Raw genomic sequence first — 20,765 nt, 5'->3', positions numbered from 1 at the left:
TGGCTTCCAGTCGTTAGGTTCAAGGAAGGGTTCATAAAAAAGCTGCTCAACGCAGCAGGAAGCATAAAGACAACAAGAAAGTTCTTACGAGAGAAAAAATTACGGGTACTCTTCTCTCATCCGATAGACAGACATCCCAATAGCGGCGATTGTCGCCAAAACCATAACCAGAGCGAACGCCCATTGTACAGGTCCCTGTCCAGTTAAAATCCCTGTTAATCCTGAAAATGAACTAATGATTGGTGCTAAAAGTTCCACATTGCCCCACACAGGCTTTCTGGGTGTTTGGACTTGTTGATAATTGGAAGAAACATAAGCCCCCTTTGCCCACAAACCGGCCTCAGCAGCCCGGCGATGAACGAGTCCCTGTAAGCGTTTACCTTCTACTTTGGTCCATTTTTGTAATTCAGCCGGCACAGCTTCAAAATCCCCTTTATTCAGCTTTCTTAGCAATGTAGAATTGCAAAAAGCTTCTATTCCAACATTATAGCAAAAAGACACAAGAGCAGCAAACTGCTCATCATTTAAGGACTGCACCACCATTTCCTCGACAGTTTTTTCAAATTGTGCGAGATCTTTTTGCAACAGAGTTTCCGCATCAGCAACAGTAATCTGCATCCCTTCCTGCACAGGAGGCTCACCAAGTTGATCGGTATGTCCATAACCGATTGTCCACAGACCAACGGGGTCTTGATAAGCATGCAAATGGAGTCCTTCCCATCGTTTAATAATTTTAAGGCCTTCTTTTGAAATTTTTCGCATTTAAAAAAACTCCTCAAATCACTTAGGGTATATAAAAATAAAATGATGGAATAAACCGTGGATAATTACTGACAAAATGTGCCTCCTTAGGAACACCGCGATGACCTCAAGCAACAGCCTTATACCTTGGTTGTGAGTTATTTTTTGCTCTCTCTGCCCTTCTTTATGGACGATGCTGGAGTAAATGATACGCTTCCACCAGCGATTAATCGACTTTCTTTGTCGAAAGATAGATTTTCTTTATCTGCCAAGAGACCGGCTCTTTCAACGAAGGTTGATACATTTACTCCTTCAGAGAATGCTGATAGGCTGCTTATGTCTTTAACTGTGGATAGTCTCACTCCTCCATCGAAGACTGGCAGTTCAAAGTCTTTAGTTGCTGATTGAATAACTTTTTTATAATAACCCCTTACACTGTCTTCACTGTTTTCCTGAACATCTTATTGATGTTTAACATTGACACGATCTGTTTTTTTCAATTGTCGTTCTAAAGCATCTAAGCGTTGCGAGATTTGTGTCATATCTTTATGCATTTGCTTTAACAGTGCATTTAAAGGGGCATGCCCCATTCTTCCACTGGCATAAAGAACCACCCGAATATGTTCAGGATCATCAATATCAGCGATAGAAAATGGAAAAAGTGCCATTGCGTTTTCTCCTTTTACTAAACTCTAGAACAGCCCTATTGTTAGATTTGATTTCAGAGTTTTTTTACCAACAAACTTTTGCACCGTTCAGGTCTCAAGGCAGAACCCTCAAGGCAGAACCCTCAAGGCAGAACCCTCAAGGCAGAACCCTCAAGGCAGAACCCTCAAGGCAGAACCCTCAAGGCAGAACCCTTTGAAAAAGGGTTGAAAAAAATCCAGAAAACTCAAGCAAAAAATCATCTTAAGATGACATTTTTTCTTTCAACTGAAACGGTAAACTTCCAATCTGTGACCCCCATTCTCTAGAACAAGCACCGTCCCTGCAAAGCCATTTTATATCCACCATCACTTAAGCAGAAAGACATTTTTTGCGCAAAACTGGTTTGCGCAAACCAACTCCTTGGAACTTAACCTCTAGAATCCAGCCCCTGTAACGCACCCACTAGAGACCTAAACGACAAAAAACAAACACGGCTAGAATTCCAACTTCAACGGCAACATCTCCACAAATGCTTCACCACCACTCTCTCGTTTAAACATTTTCCTCTGCCAAAGACTTTGCCATCTGACGCTAACCTCATTGTCTCTGTATCTTTTCAGCAAAGCACAAGAAAAGTGAAATCGAGCTCTTTAGAAAACCAATCAACTGGAAAGCAGTCTACGAAAACCCCAAAAACAATGCTCCAAGACCTTGCGGCTCCATTTCATCACCCACCATCTTTCACAAAAGGCTTTTCCAGCCTTCCTATCATTCCTTTTCAAACAATTTTCAGGAAACAAAAGCAAAAATTAAGGAAGAGCTAATTTAGAGCATACACGCCTGGCCACAGTTGGTATCATAATAAACCTCTCATCAACAAAAAGCTCTGCAGATTGTTTGCACATTCTCCTTCTTATCTTTTCACACTCTTCTTCTTATCAAAGAGAGACAATACATCATTCTTCTCTTAAGCCACAGCAAACACGAAAAAACACGGAGTATTTTTTTAATAAATGTCATCCCCAACAACAGACGCAAAGATGTATATAAATTTTAAACGCACCTTTACGTATACTATTTTTGTTAGCCAATTTTTCGTATACAGAGACAGAAGAATACTCTGTCTCAATAAAAAAGAGAAGCATCAACCAACAGCCCCTTTGCATTCTCCATGCCCATAGCAAAAATGACCAAGAGATCAAGAAGCACATCCAAATGCTGGAAAAATCCCATCAGACCTCTCCCTTCTCACCCAAAAATCTTGAACACATTCAAGAGAATGCAAAGCAAAAATGTATTTTTCTTAAAATCAATCTCTCACTCTTAAGTTGAGTGCACTGCATATTCTTAAACCATCTTTTGATAGCAAATCTCTTGCAACAATTGAACTCTGCAAAAATTTCAATTTTTACGCTTTGATAGCATAAACAACTGCCACATTGACGGGGCGCGTTTCACCTCCACCTGTTTTTTCCAAAAAGACCTGATGTTCATGCACTCCCGCAAATTCTGTGAAAGAATTTGCCGAATCATATCCATAAGGGTGAGATTTCCACTCATCCATATTTGCTTGCACAGTTATTGATTTAAACCCTTTTAAACCATGCTGGTGTTTGCCAGCGGAATTTGTTTTTCCTTCATGGGTATGGGCTTTAAAAGACTCTTCTTGTCTGCTTCCCAAGAGGCGTCCTTTATCGACATTTTTTCCACTATCGAGCCCGCGCAAAAACATTCCACGCAAATCTGGCACATGAAATGTTGTTTTCCCATCACCTTTTCCCCATGTTTCACCAAGAACAGCAAAGAGGCTTGCATAGGTGTTGCGTGAATATTCTCTCCCATCACACAACAACCACCCTGTTGGAACTTTTTCCATAGCAAAAGTCCCAATAAAGCCCGGTGGGAAAGTTTCTGGTAAAGGAGGGAAGGGAGGGATTTCAGGAAGTCTGAGAGTAGGATTGGTTAAAAACCAACCATCGGCATTTTTTCCAGCAATATCACAAGTGTAAACGAGTTCATAAAGCCCACCTCTTTGCATTTCTCCGCCCTTTAAAGGTGCTATCCCCTCCTCTGGAGTTGCCATATAAACGGGACGCAAGAGCAATTGGTTTAAAGCAACATTTGTGATTCCCCTATTTACCCCTTGTGCCCTAAAGCGTACAATAATCCCTCCTCTATAAGCCTCAAGATGAGATTTTGTCATCAAACGGATAGAGGTTCTATTGTTCTCCTCATCGAGCATAAACTGCGTGTCAATCACCCCCCCATTATCCAATAAATATTCTTTGATACGTTGCATCATCACCCGAGCACTATCATTGACTGAACTTGGAGGTTGTCCTTCTGCCCAGTTTATACTCTCATCAACATAGGCATTTTCGGATGCAGTAAGCGACCAATCATAAATCGAGCTCATAGAAGATATCCTTTTTGCCAAAAGGGAAAATGCGCAAAAAGAGCAGAAAAGAAAGTAGCAATTCTCTTTTTAGGTGCTGGTATTTTTTCCATTTTCAAGCCGATTTTGTCATAATCGACATGCAACAAATTTGTTTTTGCATTCACAAACACAGCCTCAGGCTTCAAACGCAACACGTCTTGCGCAAGCACCCCCCGATAGCGTTGCGGATTTCCTTTATAATTAAAGAGATAAAGGGGATAGCCATTTTTTTCACCGACAGGGACGATATTTTCTTTAGCTCTCACATCACAAAGTCCCAAAATTCCTCCCACCAATCCAAGCACCTGCTGTGCATCACGCAACGGATCTTTTGTAACGGAAGGCATTGTTGTAGATTTTCCTGATGTTGTTCCATAATTTCCGGCGGCTTGCGTTCCCACGCGCAATAAGCGTTCTAATTGGTTCCAAGCTTGATTATCTTGTTCTGTCCATTTTTGGCGCTCCGCATCTAAAGCGTTTTGCCGATTAACATCTTGAATGAGACCACCTTTCAAAGCATTGCTCTGTGCATTACTTTGCCCTTGATAGTAATTATTAGCCGCATTCACTTGATCATATAAGGAGCGATCAATCATCTGATTAGCATTCATCATATTACGAATATCTTGATTATACTGCTGTGCTGCAGCATTTGTTGCCAATGCACCGAGCTCATCGGCAAGCACGCCGGTATGGGCACCAGAACCATAGCGCCCCGCTCCCGCCATAGATTGATTAATAGCATCGGAAGTTTTACTTAAGGCATTTTGCAAAGCAGCATTAAATTTACTATTGTTTCCAATCCAATCCCCCTTAGCCATACCGAGAAGATTTTGAGCACTTTGGGTTGGTGCATTAAACCACCGTGTCAATGCGGGATTATTATACTGACTAGCCGCCTGTTCTAGACCGGTAAGAGCATTTTTTGTCATAGTACCAAGACCAGCGCTGCGCTGCCCCTGATAAACATTTCCGCCAATTCCTTTATTATAAAGGTCAAGTGCTTGGCTACTTGCTTTTTTAAGGATATCAGCCGCCCATGCGGGTGGTGCATTTGTTTGTGTTGTTGTTTGCACTTGAGGTTTTGTTTTTCTACTCATGGGTTTAGAACCTTTCTATAATGAATGAGATTACGAGAATATCCGTGATGGCTAAGCATTTTAGACCATCCAGATCTTCCAAACATATGTATTTCCTCAGCATGGATTTTTTGCGCCCATTCTTCGACCTTATCGATCAATTTGACCAATTCCAGCCCTCCTTCTCCCGCCAAATCTGAGAGGACGACGCGTTTTTTTCCTGTATGTGTTCTTTCAACTTTGGTAATCGCAAAAGCACTAAATTCACTGTGATTTTTTAAGACCAGCCACAATTGTGCTTGTCCTCTGATGAGTTCTTCGGCAATTGTTTCTAGACAAACATCATCAGGAAAGCGCAAAGCATATTTTTTAAGTGCAGCATTGAGCGCCTCTTGATAGGGCGCAATTTTTTCCCATTTCCATTGCCCTGTAAGATGAGCCGAATAAGAATTTTGTCTTTCGCATCGCCGTGTCATAATTTTGGCTTTTTCCACTTTTTTGCTGCGAGTTTTCGATCTTTTCACAGCAAATCCTCAACAAATATTCATCTTTTCCATAGGCATACAGGGGCAGCATTTATTTTTTTACAACAAGCCCTTCTCGCGCATCACTTTAGAGGTTGTAAGGTAATAAAGCACGGTGACCGTGTTGCTTTTCCTGTCATAAGGCGGCATAGCGGACCGCATCATTTCTTCACGACAGGAAGTACACTTAACCGCGCATAGCGCTTTTATTGAGGGCATGCACTACCGCATAACACCTTTATTTGAAAGTCATGCACTATCGGCATGCCGGCAGACTGCAATTCCACATCGAACACCGTCACATGCGACCAATTCACCCCTTCTGGAATAGGCAATTTAAAACGATAAAACCACGGCTCCAGCGCGAAGAGAAATGTGTCCTGTGTTACGAGGAAAGGGTTGTCTTTCCGGCAACCAAACAGTTTCCTCTTCAAGAGATTGCTAAAAAAGCACCACACCGCACTTAACGCCCGTTATAATGAAGAAGAGTGCACCGACATAACCGCTCTATTACGGGAGGCAAACATCACTACATAACCTCTTGTGATCAAGAATTGAACTTCTTGTTTACGCACATCCGCAATGGTATGAATGGTTTACTTCTTTTAAACAAGAGGTCGAAGCACGCAAAGCTTTTACGCATTACCGCACAGCCTCTTTAACGATAAAGGCATGTGTTACCGCATGCCGGCAGCCTTCAATTCCACATCGAAGCCGGTCACATGCGACCAATTCACCCCTTCTGGAATACGCAATTTAAAACGATAAAACCGTGCTCTTGCGCGAAGATGAATTTGTCCTGTGTTACGAGAAGGCAGTTTTTCTGGCAACCAAACAGTTTCCTCGTCAAGAGATTGCCGGAAGCGCATTCCCACAGACAAATAAAACTCTCCACTATTCACCTGAGGCATAATATTTTTCACCCGTGTTATCATACCATTTGTCTGCCCCATTTCCTGTGAAGTCACCACACAAGCCATAGGCTCACCAGAAAATGCGCCCATTCTCCCTTGCTGATCAAAAGCACCAAGAATAGGAGATTCATTTTTCCAAGCTTTACTGTCGAGAGAGAAGGGTAAATCATCAATGTTCTGAGCGACGCGATCCAGTCCTTCTAAGGTAGTTCCTGCCAAAAAAATGGGTAAAATCATTTTGATATCAACGACCGCTTTTGTCCATTTTTGCAATCCCCAATCATAAACGAGTAAGATGCGTTTGTGGACGCTTTCATCGGTATCGACCATCCAATAAACGCGATTATACACCCCATCGATAGCAGCAGACAGAGTATAGAGATTATTCTGTCTTGATTTTGCCGTCATGGTTCGATCAACTTTTTCGAAGCCAATGGGTATAATTTGTCCCTCATTGGTGATCTGATAAAATCCTCCCTCATCAGCAAAGAAGGCGAGATCTCCTCGACAAACGATAGATTCAGCGTTTTTTGCGCCACGTTTATCGTGGATTTTTTGGAAACTGAAAATAATCTTAGATCCAGGGATAAAAGAACCAGCATAAATTGCCGAACGCATAAAGATGATTGGATTTGTTGTTTCAGTTGCACCCTGTACAAAACCGCCATCGGGAAAATCTTGATAATCGCAGCTTTTTTTTCCAACAGTCCAAAATTCTGCATCGTTCAATCCAGACCAATGGACACGTCTTGGATACTCTGTCAATTTCATCAGACAAACGAAATCTCCCCACACACGTACAATGCCCGCTTGTGGTGGATTTCCACCTAAATCCCTAAAATTTTTGTCATGATTAATGTCGATCACTTGTGGCTTATCATTGGCATTCACAGCAATGACATAATCCCCAAACAAAGCGAATGACCATGGAGCATCGACATTGGCAAGATAAGATTTTCCCTTTTGACTGATATTTTTCCATCGCTTTGTCGTATTATCGAGAAGGTAGATTTTTTGTCCGGTTCCAACAATGATAGACACACCATTTTTTGTTTTAACGGCAAGAGCTCCTAAAATTGGATCAGGACAAGGCTCTGAAAGAGGTTGAAAGCTTGGCATAGGAATATAGGACCCATCAGCAGGCAACACATTGATAAGCTCATCGGTAAAGATGCCATTAATATCAGCGACATCGGGTCGATAATCAGCAACTGGAAAAAAAGCCATTGAGAACCCCATTAGCAGAATATTGAAAAGCCTTATGAATGCGAGATTTCAAACCGCCAAGGCTTTTTTGTTTTAACCACAAAAGCCTTGTTAAGATAAGGCTCTGTAACAAAAGCGTAAAACTCAGATTATAGAGAAGAAACACATTGATCCCTTCAGGAGTGAGAGAACATCAATGTCAGGGCAGCAACATCAGCCACCAACACCAGCCTGCAACGGCAGTCACCAGCACGCACTCCCAACACTAATCACAACACCAAGCATCAATGCTATAACGACTCTCATCATCCATAATGGAGAAAAGAGCCTTTTAAAATTGCCCTTTTAAAACCGCATTGGAAGAACTATTTAAAAAGCTTTATGAATGTGAGATTTCGAACCGCCAAGGCTTTTTTGATTTTCACCACAAAGCCCCATAGGATAAGGCTCTGTAACAAAAGCGTAAAACTCAGATTATAGAGAAGAAACACATTGATCCCTTCAGGAGTGAGAGAACATCAATGTCAGGGCAGCAACATCAACCGCCAGCACCAGCTACAAGCACCAGCCACAAACACCAGACACAAACACCAGACACAAACACCAGACACAAACACCAGACACTAGCATCAGCCACCAACACCAGCCTGCAACGGCAGTCACCAGCACACACTCCCAACACTAATCACAACACCAAGCATCAATGCTATAACGACTCTCATCATCCATAATGAAGAAAAAAGTCTTTTAAAGGCGCACTTTTAAAAGCTCATGGGCAGAATATTTGAAGAGTTTTTTCGGCGCGAGGTTTCAAACCGCAAAGCTTGCAACTGTTCTTGAAAGTCTCTAAAAGAAGCAGCGGCATACTCAGGGTCTTTTAGGATATTTTTATAAAGCTCGTATTTTGCACGTGCTTTGATAAGATCAAAGGCATGAATCAACCAAGGATTATCATCCTTGATCACCTGTTCCCCCCCCAAACGAACAGGAGCATAGACAAGACACGCACTCTCGACCTGTTTAGGTGTTGGAAAGAGTCCTATTTTTCGATCAAGGTAAGTGTAAAAGAGAGGCGTTCCTTGCGGAGGCTGTAATCCATATTGTTTTTGCAATATCTCAGCAGGTTTAAACAGCAATTGTATTCGTGTTGCAGCATGTTTTCCTAAAAAGACGGCTTCAAGAAACTTTTCTGCTTCAATAAAAATTCCCTCTTCTTGCCCATACCATGTTTTTCCACTTTGTGTTTTAAAGGTTATCTGTCTTTTTTCATTAAAGAAGAAAGGTTCCCGTTCACATAAGCGCAAAGCGGTAAAAATGGAATCTTGAATTTGAACGGAATATTCAGCTGTTGTATCGTCAATTTCATCTTGAATAAGCGCGACCATAGAAGCAAAAATTTGAAAATGGTCTGCATATGTAAAATCGAGATAATCGGGATCAATGGGTAAAACAGTCATGAGCAATGATAATCCTTTTGCGTGTGGCGAGGCATCTCTCGCGCAAGCAGCATATTCTCCATATTCTGTTGAGAGAAAGAATTCGAAAGCTAACAGCTCTTAAAGCGGGTATTCCAGAAGCCAAGATCACGCGTGTACAAAAATTCTGAACCGCTTAGTCTACTGTAGAAATTTCTCCCCCAACAAGATATTCTGTTGAGAGAGAGGATCTCAAACCTTCAAACAGCTCTTAAAGCATGTTCTCCATAACTTGGCATCAAAATATGAGACCAAATCTTAAGACTCCTTGATTACTTTTTGACAAGCTGTTAACGCGAACTCTTGCAGCCACTTCCCCCAACAAAATATTCTGTTGGGAAGAAGCATTTGCATACTCTTTAAGCGGGTGCACCATAAGTTGGGATGACGATGGTAGCAAAATCTTGCGCCCCTTGTTTACTTCCTGGCAAGGTGAAGCAAGTTTTTTTCATACCGATAATGGTTTTTGCTGCGACACCGAACTCGCGTTCATAATCGAACATCTCTTCGACCAATTTATAGCGCGTAGCGCCGCGATCTTTTCCAAAAGCGATGACAGCACTTTGTGCGCCCAAAAGCACAGCACGGCGCACATTGGGCACAGCCTTGTTTGTTGCACCGGATTCGACCCCTTCAGTGACATGTTCAGCCTCGCGCAAGACGACACCATTATACATCCCAAGCGATCCATCATAGAGCGGGTTTTTAAGACGGCTACCACTATAGATTGCCTTGGTAATATCGAGCCACTGTCCAGCCTCTGTATTGGTTCGCAATTGTGTGACCTGTGTTGGATGTAGATACAAGACATAGACACTTTCGCCATCAATGCGTACGGGTCTAATTTTGGGATTAGCCAGCTTAGCGCGTTCGACAGCTTTATCGATCAGTTTGAGATCAAAGACATCATTTTCTTTCAAATCTTCATCTTTTGTTTTTCCATTGGGGCGCACAACGCGTTTATCGGTTGGTGCAGTTGGTGCATTAAACCCGTAATGGACAGGTTTAAGAGTAATCGTACGACCTTCAAAGTTAATGGCTTTTGCGGTATAGCCGCACACTTGAATAAAGAACATCAAACTCAAGCGATCAGCATACCAATCAACCAAGCCATTTTTAGCTTCGGTACGCAAATCGTGAAGGATACGTTGTTGATCAATTGTTCCTTCATTTTTGACACGCACCGCATGAACAAGTTCATTAATTGCCAAGCGATCATTGAGGAATTGGAGTGCTTCTTCATTCCCTTCAACCGGCTGCCCTTCACTCACCCCATCGCCAAGCAGCTGTACGCGTAAATTAAAGCTAATGGCATCACCACTTGCTTTGGTAGTTTCATCTTTTAATTGTACGATACTATTTGAATCATTACCGATCAACGGTGCAATAGGGATTGCCTTTGAGACTTCTTGATTCAAGAGTTTAGACCATGTGCGCACAGCCATTGGGTCATTAAGTCCGATATAAGTTACAGTCATTTTATCCTCTAAAAGTTTATTGACATAAAAAACCCGGCAAAGCGCCGGTTGCGAACACTCCACATTTCTCCTTTTTAGGAAGTGGATCGGTTATTAGGTATTTTGTATAATTTTTATTGATTATCTTTACCTCCCCCTTTGAGCAATTTTCTCATTACATGCGCCCCCTCACTGCCTAGAGATCTGCCTCAAGAGTTCCTAGGCAGACGTCTTAAAAGCCCGGGCACATATTGGCTCCCCACGCAGCTTCTCCAAGCCCCCATACAACCGCCTCAACTTCGCACAACCGCTTCACGTCTCCACGGATCTGCTTGGAGAATCCATCCACCATGTATTCATAGCTTTTAGGATTCTCCCCCACCCATTAAGCGATTAAAAGCGGCTTTGTTTTTGGGATGCAACCCAAACTCAATTCTGCTTCCGACATTTTATCGAGCATATCCAAAGAAATGGGCCCATTTGGCATCAAGCCGTTATAGGCAGGAAAGTGTGCATGCAGAATTTGCCCTCTCCCCAACAAAACCACTCTAAATCTCCACGCCTCCACGGATCTGCTTCGAGAGTTCCCTCATGTATTCATAGCTTTTAGGCTTCTCCTCCACCCATTAAGCGATTAAAAGCAGCTTTGTTTTTTGGATCAGCAACCCAATGACTAAATTCTGCTTCCGACATTTTATCGAGCATATCCAAAGAAATGGGCCCATTTGGCGTCAAGCCGTTATAGGCAGCCAGTGTGCGTGCAGAATTTTGCCTTTCCTGAAAATTTTCACCAATGCTTTTTGGAGTTGTGTAACCAATTTTTTGCGCGATAGCATAGATCACTTCGGCAGGATTTTGATTTTTTTTCGCACAATCATGCAAGATCTGTTTCAATTCATTACCAATCACTGCATCGACAATGTTTGGATCAGCCATTTCAGGATAAAGCGAAGAGAAAGCTGCCAACTGCTTAGCCCGCATATCATAAATAAAATCGGCAGCTTGATCAAAATCCTGATGCTTTTGTTTAACAGCGGCAACAGATTGCTGATAGAAAGCCTGCAACTGTTCTGATGGTGTTTCAGGGCTCACAGCAGGTAGATGTTCAGAAAGCAACGCCCCTTGTTTGTAGAGTGTTTTTCCCAACCATTTTACATAACCCATAAAATCTTTTTGCGGGTCTGGTGGTGCATCCACTTCTAGCACTTTTTGAACATCTTGTGACTGTGCGCTTTCTTGCAATAGTCGCTGTTGTTGGTGCAAGTCTTGATGCGCTTGAAAATTTTCTTCTAAAACTTTTGCTTTTTCTCCAACAGCAATTTCACAATCTTCTCCCTGTTGAACTTCTGAAAGAAAACCCTGCTGCAATTGGTTTTGTTCTGCTGGTGTTAAATGTTCTTGATCCATATTGTTGTCCTTCTCTTTTTCAGACAATTAAAATGATGTCTTTTCAAATGAAATCGTTTATCTTTATGCACGCGCCCTCTGGCGTCCCCTGCAAAATGGATTGTTTGAATCATTTTGCCTCGACATTACTACTGAGATCCCCCCCAGTATGACTCGCAAAGCATGTCTCTATTGACACCGCAATGTTATGTTCTCCATGAACCACGCCGCTAAGCTGCTCTCCACCACTGTCATGCAAAAGGACATGTTACCCTACTGAAATTCTGCTTTTGCGCTTTGAGGACAGTTTTGTGGAAAAACCTATGCGGACAAAGATGCTATTTATAAAAAAACCGCCGTCCTAAACACAAAGCCATTTATTTTTCATGTGCCCTTTGCAAAATGGACTGCATCAGCTGCTCCGCACCGGGATGACTACTAAACCCTGCTAAAGCCTCAGCCCTGTCATAGAATGGGGGCGCTTTACCTCTCCAAACTCTGCTTTTGTGCTTTGAGTGCAATTTTATGGATGAGAGATGCAGGCAAAGGTGAATAACGCAAAAGATCGAGCATAATATCTGGTGTTGTGAAACTTTGCATCAAAGGCATCAGTTGCATAATAATAGCAAATGTCCGCTCTTTTTCATTGAGACTGGTTGGAGCATCATCAACGACGATATCATATTCCAAACTGGTGATCATTTCGCGTGTCAACGGTACATACTGAGCATTTTCCTCACCAGCGATACGTACCAATCGCCCATCGGAGAGATAATTTTGAATAAGATAGAGAATAATTTTTCCCTGTCGTTGGCGATATCGACGCAAACCATCAAAGAAAGAAGCCAACAAATTAAGTGAGGATTGGCGGCGTTGTTGTTCAAGGATTCCTGGTTGATTGACCGCCCGTGTTCCAACGAATTCAGAAGACAATCCGGTCACTTGTTCTAGTGCGCTCTTTGCTTCATTAAACAGCTGAAAGAAGCCTTGAGGAAATTGTGCAACGGGTTTAGGCTGGATTCTTCCCCCAGCGACAGCTCCACTTTTCAACCAAGTAATGCTATCGGCTCTCGCCCAACTTTCTGTAGCTTGGCGATCATCATCAAAAGCGTCGCGTTCCGCCATAATGCCGCCTTTTGACTGGCTATTAAGCAAATGCATCACTTGACTAAAATATTTATTTGCCCAGCGTTGCGGATCTTTTGTTGGTTTGACAATCCCATAAAACTGCCGGCTCAACTTATCGAAAGTACCGGTAATACATTCCCACCCGAATTGATTAGGCGGGACCAGAGGCTTATCGGGTGCTTCGAGCAATTTTCGCCCCAAGAAAGCACGTTTGACAATTTTTCTGGTTAATTTTGTTGCTTGGATGTGAGGCAACTCTTTGAGCAAATTTTGGAAATCCTGCTCTGAATAATCGATAAATTTTCCACTTAAGGGATCGAGGACTTTATACACAACCTCGCGTTCGAACCAGCGGCATTCAGCCAATGTAACCATTTTAGGACGTAGAGAACTGCTCTCCTTCTCCCCATCGGTGCGATAGCTTTGCAGATTCCCCCCACTGGTCTGATGCACAAATATCTGATGTTTGACCCAATCAGCATTAAGATCACTCCAATGGACATGAGGAAACATTTCCTGAGCCACATCGAGGGGTTTTTCATCAATATACCATAGGTGCTGTGCATCAATGAGATTGGGTTTTACAGCACTTGCATCCCAAACCATTTTCATGGGATCCAATCGTGCAATGACGGGTTTTCCTTGCGGATCTTCTTCATAATCAAGCCTCGTATCAGTCCAGCCCATTCCGCAAATGATAGCATCTTGAAAAGCATCAGAATCCTCGTACTCTCCATCGGCTTCATCACGAAACCATTCGGCTGCTCCGGTGAGGATCTGGTTTGCAAAAGCTGCCCCTTCTTGTCGTGGAATAAATTGCACTTGTCGTTTATTATTGCGCTCAGCACCAATCACGGCATTGATCAGCGGGGCAATACGGTTAAAGGTCATGACCGGTCTATTTTGTTCACGCAACAGGGCAAGATCTTGCTCATTCCATTGGCGCCCATTATAAAAATCGTAGTCTTCTTGGGCATTTTTTCGCCATTTCTCGACATGTGCAATATCATCGTGATACCAATTGACAAGTTTTTTAAAGAGTGCTTGGTGTTCAAGCGGCTCGAGTGGATCGAAAGAATCTGTAGAAATATTCATTAAAAAGCCATCCATGAAGTTTGAGATTGGTGAGAAGAACGATAAGCATTTTTTTTCGGCCGCGTATTTGGCTGTTCATAAGCCACACACATCAGTCCAAAGGCATCCGCGCCATGGCTTGCCCAATCATGTTCAGCCCCCAATCCGATATTACGCTGTTCATCTCGTTTTTCGTGATACCAAGCGAGTGCTTTTCGCCCAGCGCCTGTTGTTTCACGGTTAAACCATATAGCAGGAAACAATCGCCGCACTGCTTCGATACGCATTTTCACCGCCCCCGCTCCTTGATTAGGAATAACCTTAGTTTGAAATCCGGCTTGTTGGAGAGCACTTTCAAAACTGACATTATAGACTCGGTCCTTCGTTGCCCCATCATGAGGCAAGACCATCAACGCCTTATCATATCCGCGTTTAAACACCCATCCCACATGCTCAGAGAGCGGCTGTCCTTGCGCTTCATAATAATCGAGCACGCGGATTTCCCGTCCGACAAATTGCGCCACCCACAAAGCAGTAGCATCAGCCCTTGCCCCTGTTCCGCCAATATCCCAAAAAATTCTAATCTGCATCAAAGGGTCACGCGGCACAGTGGTAATACGCCCCTCCTGTTCGGCTTCTAGAAGTGCTTTTTGGTAATAAGCCCCCTCAACAGTTTGGAGATACTCTCCCTCCCAAATATGGTTATAGTGTTCAGGTCGTTGTTGCAAATCTGCCTTGCGATCTCGATTAAGTTTTTCAGGAAATTGAGGATTATCACGCCAATTGATTTGAGCACCTTTGATATTGGGATCATTGACATTCCGGAAACGCTTTTCTACGGGTGCATTTTCTCGGCAAGGGTTCCATGTCACCCACAATTCAGCATTCCAATCGTCTCCTTCTTCGCGCAAAGTTGGAATAAGTGTTTGCCAAGCGGTTTCCGTCACAGGCTCCGCCTCATCCACCCAGCAGAGAAAAACACGCCCCATGGATTTAATACTTGCGATATTGCGATCAAGCCCAGCGAAAACATAGACGATACGCCCATCTTTTGATTTAATATATTTATCGCCGATTTCATAATAGTCTTGTAGAAAAGGATAGGCTTCTATAGCCCTTTTAATTTCTTCGAGCGAACTTTCATTGAGTGAATTTTGGAATTGTCGTGCACAGAGTATAATGCCTCGTTCTCCAGCCTTTCCATGCCGATATCCGATCACAGCAGACATCAAGGCAAAGGAACGTGTTTTTCCAGATCCCCGTCCCCCCCAGGCAGCACGCACATCAGCTTTTCCCGTAAAAACGGGAATAAGCTTTGGAATAAGAGCAATTTGCGCAGTTGTCATTAATCCTCCAAGCACGACAATCCTCAAAAACCATGATCCCCAGATATCCCGACAACTCTCCCAAATCCTCCCTAGAGTTTCGAGATTTTACAATCTTCAGCTCTCCTCCAAACACAGTGATCAACACCACATCCTTTGCAACCACCGGCAAATTTTGTAATCACATTTTGCAATCACTGGCACAATTTCAGCATGTGAAACTGTTCTAACATCACCTTCAGCCCACATCCCGTAACTTGCACAAGCAAAATCTTTACAAGAAGCAAAAAACAGCCCACACATCAACTTTTCCAGTCACAACCAGAATAAGCTCTAGGATAAAAAAATTTGCATTATTGTCGCTCATTGGCAAACATAACACCCCTCAAAAAACAGGGCTTTCAAGAATAGGATGCCCCTAGACCATGATGTCAAGCCTCCACCATCTTCAAACATCACGCTAAAGACTGTGCTCCTCGAACATCAACTTCTTTCGTCTCCCGCTAACCAGAAAACGCATTTTTTGTAATCGCATTTTGTAATCAGTGGTACAATCTCGACCCATGAAATTGTTTTAATATCACACCCCGCTTTTCCGGTGACTTGCAGAGGCAACACCGTAGCCAGAAGCAAACAAAAACCTCACACAGCGTGTAAATTCGCTTACACAACAGCAAACACCTCAACAATTTCATTGACGCAATTGCCATAAATCCTTTGTCATAATCGCTCCAGCACTCTCATTTGCAAACTTCATCCCCCCTAATTTTCGTGATCACCAAGCATACACCCACAAAGAGCAAAATCACCAGAGTCAGTATCGGCACATACCATAGTTCTCCAAGACTACGCTCGCAAAACTCCAAAACGCCTTTAAGCATCATCCTCTTTAGCCTCTTGGCTCACAAGACGATGCATCTTTTGCACACACCGGTACAATCTCAACCCGTGAAATTGTTTTAATATCACACTCCGCTTCTCCGGTGACTTGCAGAGGCAAGACTTTAGCAAGCAACGAAAAAAAAGGCACAGGATTATTCAATGCATGATATTGAAGATAAGACACCAATCCATCTTCACCATAATGATATCCAGCTTGCTCAGCAGCTGTCAGAAGGGCTTCATTAAAACGCCTTGTTGCTTTATTCAAAGCGCCTTTTTTGCGTCCTCGTCGGCGTAAAGGAAGACAACGTTCATCTGCCATCATCAATTCCTTCAAATAAAGAGAAATTTATCTTACGACATAAACATGTCAAAAAAACCAGCAACGAAATTTTAAGCACGACCAATCACATACAAAAACTTTGTGATCAGAAACAAAAACCAATCGGATAGCTTCGATAAGCTTTGTTTAATTATCTATTTTTGGTAATCCTTTACCGGATAAGTGAGTGGAAGTTTTTTTGCCTTTTTATCACAAGCTTCTCTCTCATAACGTTGGCTCTCTTTATCTTCTAAGTCTTCTAAAGAAACAGACAAATTTCGCCTTAGATCTTCCAAGAAAGAATGCCTCAAAGGTAAAATAGCAATAAACAATAGAAGGTAAAAAGAAGAACGATCTTTACAAGAGAAACCATCTGAAATGGCATAAAAAGAGAATTTTCTGATAAAAAACGAGAAAAACTTACACTCAACTCCCCCCTTAATCACCCAGCAAAGGATTATCAAAAATACATCACCCTATAAAGGCAAGCAAAACCATCCGCTTTTCCAGAGAAAGACTTCTCCTAGAAACTTCTCCTTCTTTTAAGAAATCTCTCAATAACTGAGAAAATGATGAATTATACGATACAGCCAGCCCCACTAAGTGTACAGGAGTCTTACTGATGAATGAATAGAATTGAAGCAATCACAAACGCCTCACCGCTCATAAATAAAGACAAATCTCTAATAAAGACAAATCTCTCATGAGAAATCAAAAAACGACGACTAAAAACAAGATGATCTCAAATCATAGGGAGACTAGAATTCTCTAAAGAGCTAGAGCCTTGAAGACAGAACCGAAAGACAGAACCGAAAGACAGAACCGAAAGACAGAACCGAAAGACAGAACCGAAAGACAGAACCGAAAGACAGAACCGAAAGACAGAACCGAAAGACAGAACCGAAAGACAGAACCGAAAGACAGAACCGAAAGACAGAACCGAAAGACAGAACCGAAAGACAGAACGTTTAATTTACAAAACGCTCACCCAGCCATCCAGTCATAAGACTTACCCCCACCGTCCTTCATCGACTTTAACAAAAGCATAGAAAGACTATTGTATCATTATGATACGGTTTCAGATGAACCTTGTCAAGTTCTTTTTTGTTGTATTGTCATTTTTTTTCTGCCTCATGGGCCTTTTCTTAAAGCATTATCTCTATCCGTTATTTCATTGCCCTCTTCTTTGATTGCCATATTCCTCATTTCTAGAAGAGCAGGTGTTAATTTTCAGGCACAAAAATCAACTGCTCTCCTTCTTTTGCAATTGTCACCGTCATCTCATCATGAATTTTTCCAAACAAGATATTTTCTGCCAGCGGATCTTGAATTTCTCTTTGGATAATACGCTTGAGAGGTCGTGCCCCATAGAGGGGATCATAGCCCTTATCGGCGAGGAATTGCCGAACTTCTGGTTTGATATGCAAAGTTATTTTACGTTCATTGAGCAAATCTTGCAAATGCTGTATCTGAATATCAACGATAGCTTCCATATCCTCACGTTGTAATCTCTGAAAGAGAATAATCTCATCAATACGATTGAGAAATTCAGGACGGAAAGCCGCTTTAACAACATTCATGACCTCGTCTTTTGCCTGATTGGTTGTTTGTCCTTCAGGCAAGGCGGTTAAAAATTCTGCCCCCAAATTTGAGGTCATAATCAGCAAGGTGTTGCGAAAATCGACAGTCCGTCCTTGGCTATCGGTCAAGCGGCCTTCATCAAGCACCTGCAACAAAAGATTAAAAATATCGGGATGTGCTTTTTCAATTTCATCGAACAAAATGACTTGATAAGGTCTTCGCCGCACAGCTTCGGTAAGCACTCCCCCTTCTTCATATCCAACATATCCGGGCGGTGCCCCAATCAGACGTGCCCCAGCGTGCTTTTCCATATATTCCGACATATCGATGCGCAACATGGCATTGGTGTCTTGGAAGAGAAACGCGGCAAGCGCTTTGGTTAATTCAGTTTTTCCCACACCGGTAGGACCAAGAAACATAAAGGAGCCGATGGGGCGATTGGGATCTTGCAATCCGGCACGCGCACGGCGTACAGCACGCGAAACAGCTTGCACAGCTTGCCCCTGCCCCACCACACGAGTACTAATTTCGTCTTCCATACGCAAAAGCGCCTCTCGTTCTGCCTCCAGCATACGATCAACAGGAATTCCGGTCCAGCGTGAAACAATGCGTGCCACATGTTCAGCAGTGACAGTTTCTTCCACGAGATGATTTTGCTGATCATCATTTTCAGCGATACACAGCTGTTTTTCGAGCTGCGGAATAACGCTATAAGCCAGTTCACCAGCTTTTTGGAATTGTCCATCACGCTGTGCAATAGCCAAAGCATTGCGTGCTTCTTCAAGTTGTTTTTTCAAATCGGCAGCATGTCCTAATTTTTGTTTCTCAGCCTGCCAAGCCGTTGTCATCTCGGTAGATTGTTGTTCCAATGTTTGGAGTTCATCTTGCACAGTTTTCAGCCGCTCTTTTGCAGTTGGCTCTACATCGGTTTTCAAAGCTTCGCGTTCAATTTTCAACTGTAAAATACGCCGATCCACAGCATCGAGTTCTTCAGGCTTTGAATCGACTTGCATACGCAACCGTGCGGCAGCCTCATCAATAAGATCAATGGCTTTATCGGGTAAAAAGCGATCAGTAATATAACGATTAGACAAACGAGCCGCAGCGATTAAGGCACTGTCAGCCAAACGCACTTTATGATGTTGTTCATATTTTTCTTTAATGCCACGCAAAATAGAGATTGTATCCTCAAGGGTTGGTTCAGGGACAAAGACGGGCTGAAAGCGGCGTGCAAGTGCGGCATCTTTTTCGACATATTTTCGGTATTCATCAAGTGTTGTCGCCCCCACACAATGGAGTTCTCCGCGTGCAAGAGCGGGTTTGAGCAAGTTTGAAGCATCCATAGGCCCATCGGATTTTCCAGCACCAACGAGATTATGCAATTCATCAATAAAGAGGATGATCTGCCCATTTTCGGCTTGTACCTCAGCCAACACAGCTTTGAGACGTTCTTCGAATTCACCGCGATATTTTGCCCCAGCAATAAGCGCTCCCATATCGAGTGCATAGAGCCGTTTATCACGCAAAGTTTCCGGTACATCACCATTAACAATACGCAGAGCCAAGCCTTCAACGATTGCGGTTTTTCCCACCCCGGGTTCACCGATCAGCACAGGATTGTTTTTGGTACGCCGCGAGAGCACCTGAATAGTGCGGCGAATTTCCTCCTCACGCCCAATAACAGGGTCGAGTTTTCCTTCTCGTGCATCTTTGGTAAGATCGCGAGCATATTTTTGCAAAGCATCATATTGGCTTTCAGCATGCGGGCTTGTCGCTGTTTTTCCTTTTCGCAACGCATGAATGGCTTGATTAAGCGCTTGCGGGGTCAAACCTGCTTTTGTGAGAATATCAGCTGTTTTAGCAGTTTTTTCCATGATAAGCGCTTGCAATAGACGCTCGACAGTTACAAACTGATCCCCAGCTTTGTGTGCGAGATCTTCTGCCAGCGTAAAGACTTTTGCCAATGGCTGGGAAAGATAGAGCTGTCCATTTCCGCCTTGCACTTTTGGTAACGCCTCGAGCGCTTCTCCAAGCGCTTTTTGAATAAGAGAAAGATCCCCGCCAGCTTTTTGAATCAAAGATGCGGCTAATCCTTGAGAATCTTCTAACAAGACTTTAAGGAGATGCTCCGGCATAAATTGTTGATGATCAGAAGAGAGAGCTTTATTTTGTGCTGTTTGTAAAAAACCTTGCAGGCGTTCGCTATATTTTTCCAGATTCATTTTTTTTCCTTTCTTGCACCACCGCTACATTTTCACTCCCCAAGGCACCCGCAAGGATCAGACCCACCCCCACAAAACACCGCGAACGAGGCAACATAAAAATAGCCGTAGTGCTAAAAAGAATATGGGTTCTCACAAGTCCCATAGCAAGAGGGAAATCACGCTAGTAAAGAAGAAATGAGAGCAAAAGCAAACAACAGTAAGAACAACGCGTGCAAAAAAGAGGATATTGTTTATAAAAGAAGCGACACTGTTCTGTTTTCAACAAACAGCTCTCAATGCTAAATTTTTTTCACACTTCAACCACTTGACTCTTCTCCAGCCCCAATGCCCATTTCTTGCAGCACCAAGTGCCAAGCTCTCA

General features: G+C 42.9%; 13 protein-coding genes and 2 pseudogenes. 1 reads left to right on the top strand and 14 read right to left on the bottom strand.

The genetic code is table 11. From position 1 onward, the window contains the following. Positions 1-99 precede the first annotated feature (99 nt). Positions 100-762, bottom strand: coding sequence for a lysozyme (locus tag BN200_RS04400; protein WP_019221297.1), 663 nt, complete (start codon positions 760-762; stop codon positions 100-102). Positions 763-888: 126 nt separating this feature from the next. Here BN200_RS04400 and BN200_RS04395 point away from each other — a divergent pair, with 126 nt between their 5' ends. Continuing rightward, positions 889-1,149, top strand: coding sequence for a hypothetical protein (locus BN200_RS04395; protein WP_019221296.1), 261 nt, complete (start codon positions 889-891; stop codon positions 1,147-1,149). A 53-nt stretch (positions 1,150-1,202) separates the two neighbouring features. Here the strand turns inward: BN200_RS04395 and BN200_RS04390 are convergent, their stop codons facing one another. The 13 genes and pseudogenes from BN200_RS04390 to clpB all read right to left on the bottom strand — a co-directional run bounded on the left by BN200_RS04390 (position 1,203) and on the right by clpB (position 20,401). Continuing rightward, entirely contained in the window at positions 1,203-1,409 is a 207-nt protein-coding gene (locus BN200_RS04390) for a hypothetical protein (RefSeq protein ID WP_019221295.1), read from the bottom strand. A 1,388-nt stretch (positions 1,410-2,797) separates the two neighbouring features. Further along, positions 2,798-3,805 carry a phage tail protein gene (locus tag BN200_RS04380; RefSeq protein WP_019221292.1) on the bottom strand — a complete coding sequence of 336 codons (1,008 nt, stop codon included), beginning with the start codon at positions 3,803-3,805 and terminating at the stop codon, positions 2,798-2,800. Beyond that, complete coding sequence (locus BN200_RS04375) at positions 3,802-4,926, bottom strand: hypothetical protein (protein WP_019221291.1); 1,125 nt, start codon at positions 4,924-4,926, stop codon at positions 3,802-3,804. The genes BN200_RS04380 and BN200_RS04375 overlap by 4 nt, the downstream gene beginning before the upstream one ends. After that, complete coding sequence (locus tag BN200_RS04370) at positions 4,923-5,381, bottom strand: hypothetical protein (protein WP_051007740.1); 459 nt, start codon at positions 5,379-5,381, stop codon at positions 4,923-4,925. Before BN200_RS04370 ends, BN200_RS04375 begins: the two co-directional genes overlap by 4 nt. A gap of 254 nt (positions 5,382-5,635) precedes the next feature. Continuing rightward, positions 5,636-5,870, bottom strand: a pseudogene (locus BN200_RS09660) (hypothetical protein); the annotation flags it as partial. A gap of 236 nt (positions 5,871-6,106) precedes the next feature. Continuing rightward, positions 6,107-7,570: a hypothetical protein gene (locus BN200_RS04365; protein WP_019221289.1), complete on the bottom strand. Its 1,464-nt coding sequence runs from the start codon at positions 7,568-7,570 to the stop codon at positions 6,107-6,109. Positions 7,571-8,310: 740 nt separating this feature from the next. Then, on the bottom strand, positions 8,311-9,006 hold the full coding sequence (locus tag BN200_RS04360) for a phage adaptor protein (protein ID WP_034988961.1): 696 nt from the start codon (positions 9,004-9,006) through the stop codon (positions 8,311-8,313). Positions 9,007-9,383: 377 nt separating this feature from the next. Beyond that, the gene (locus tag BN200_RS04355; protein WP_034988959.1) at positions 9,384-10,502 is read right to left on the bottom strand and encodes a N4-gp56 family major capsid protein; all 1,119 of its coding nucleotides are present in this window, start codon (positions 10,500-10,502) and stop codon (positions 9,384-9,386) included. Positions 10,503-11,087: 585 nt separating this feature from the next. Continuing rightward, positions 11,088-11,888, bottom strand: a complete 801-nt coding sequence (locus tag BN200_RS04350) for a hypothetical protein (RefSeq protein WP_019221283.1) — start codon at positions 11,886-11,888, stop codon at positions 11,088-11,090. Between the two features lie 356 nt (positions 11,889-12,244). Continuing rightward, a pseudogene (locus BN200_RS04345) lies at positions 12,245-14,090 on the bottom strand (portal protein). Continuing rightward, positions 14,090-15,415 carry a PBSX family phage terminase large subunit gene (locus BN200_RS04340; protein ID WP_019221281.1) on the bottom strand — a complete coding sequence of 442 codons (1,326 nt, stop codon included), beginning with the start codon at positions 15,413-15,415 and terminating at the stop codon, positions 14,090-14,092. The pseudogene BN200_RS04345 and the gene BN200_RS04340 overlap by 1 nt, the downstream one beginning before the upstream one ends. A gap of 868 nt (positions 15,416-16,283) precedes the next feature. Next, positions 16,284-16,598: a hypothetical protein gene (locus tag BN200_RS04335; protein ID WP_019221278.1), complete on the bottom strand. Its 315-nt coding sequence runs from the start codon at positions 16,596-16,598 to the stop codon at positions 16,284-16,286. 1,223 nt (positions 16,599-17,821) lie between these two features. Beyond that, positions 17,822-20,401, bottom strand: coding sequence for an ATP-dependent chaperone ClpB (clpB, locus tag BN200_RS04320; protein ID WP_019221275.1), 2,580 nt, complete (start codon positions 20,399-20,401; stop codon positions 17,822-17,824). Positions 20,402-20,765: the final 364 nt, after the last annotated feature.

It is taken from the genome of Bartonella senegalensis OS02, assembly GCF_000312545.1.
Taxonomy (GTDB): Bacteria; Pseudomonadota; Alphaproteobacteria; order Rhizobiales; family Rhizobiaceae; genus Bartonella; species Bartonella senegalensis.
The sequence above is the reverse complement of the archived record's forward strand: the minus strand, read 5'-3'. Positions and strand labels throughout refer to the sequence as shown.

What these genes read in the sequence shown, in the direction of transcription:
- BN200_RS04400 (WP_019221297.1), bottom strand. Translation starts at nt 762, where the DNA reads ATGCGAAAAATTTCAAAAGAAGGCCTTAAAATTATTAAACGATGGGAA.
- BN200_RS04390 (WP_019221295.1), bottom strand. Translation starts at nt 1,409, where the DNA reads ATGGCACTTTTTCCATTTTCTATCGCTGATATTGATGATCCTGAACAT.
- BN200_RS04380 (WP_019221292.1), bottom strand. Translation starts at nt 3,805, where the DNA reads ATGAGCTCGATTTATGATTGGTCGCTTACTGCATCCGAAAATGCCTAT.
- BN200_RS04375 (WP_019221291.1), bottom strand. Translation starts at nt 4,926, where the DNA reads ATGAGTAGAAAAACAAAACCTCAAGTGCAAACAACAACACAAACAAAT.
- BN200_RS04370 (WP_051007740.1), bottom strand. Translation starts at nt 5,381, where the DNA reads ATGACACGGCGATGCGAAAGACAAAATTCTTATTCGGCTCATCTTACA.
- BN200_RS04365 (WP_019221289.1), bottom strand. Translation starts at nt 7,570, where the DNA reads ATGGCTTTTTTTCCAGTTGCTGATTATCGACCCGATGTCGCTGATATT.
- BN200_RS04360 (WP_034988961.1), bottom strand. Translation starts at nt 9,006, where the DNA reads ATGACTGTTTTACCCATTGATCCCGATTATCTCGATTTTACATATGCA.
- BN200_RS04355 (WP_034988959.1), bottom strand. Translation starts at nt 10,502, where the DNA reads ATGACTGTAACTTATATCGGACTTAATGACCCAATGGCTGTGCGCACA.
- BN200_RS04350 (WP_019221283.1), bottom strand. Translation starts at nt 11,888, where the DNA reads ATGGATCAAGAACATTTAACACCAGCAGAACAAAACCAATTGCAGCAG.
- BN200_RS04340 (WP_019221281.1), bottom strand. Translation starts at nt 15,415, where the DNA reads ATGACAACTGCGCAAATTGCTCTTATTCCAAAGCTTATTCCCGTTTTT.
- BN200_RS04335 (WP_019221278.1), bottom strand. Translation starts at nt 16,598, where the DNA reads ATGGCAGATGAACGTTGTCTTCCTTTACGCCGACGAGGACGCAAAAAA.
- clpB (WP_019221275.1), bottom strand. Translation starts at nt 20,401, where the DNA reads ATGAATCTGGAAAAATATAGCGAACGCCTGCAAGGTTTTTTACAAACA.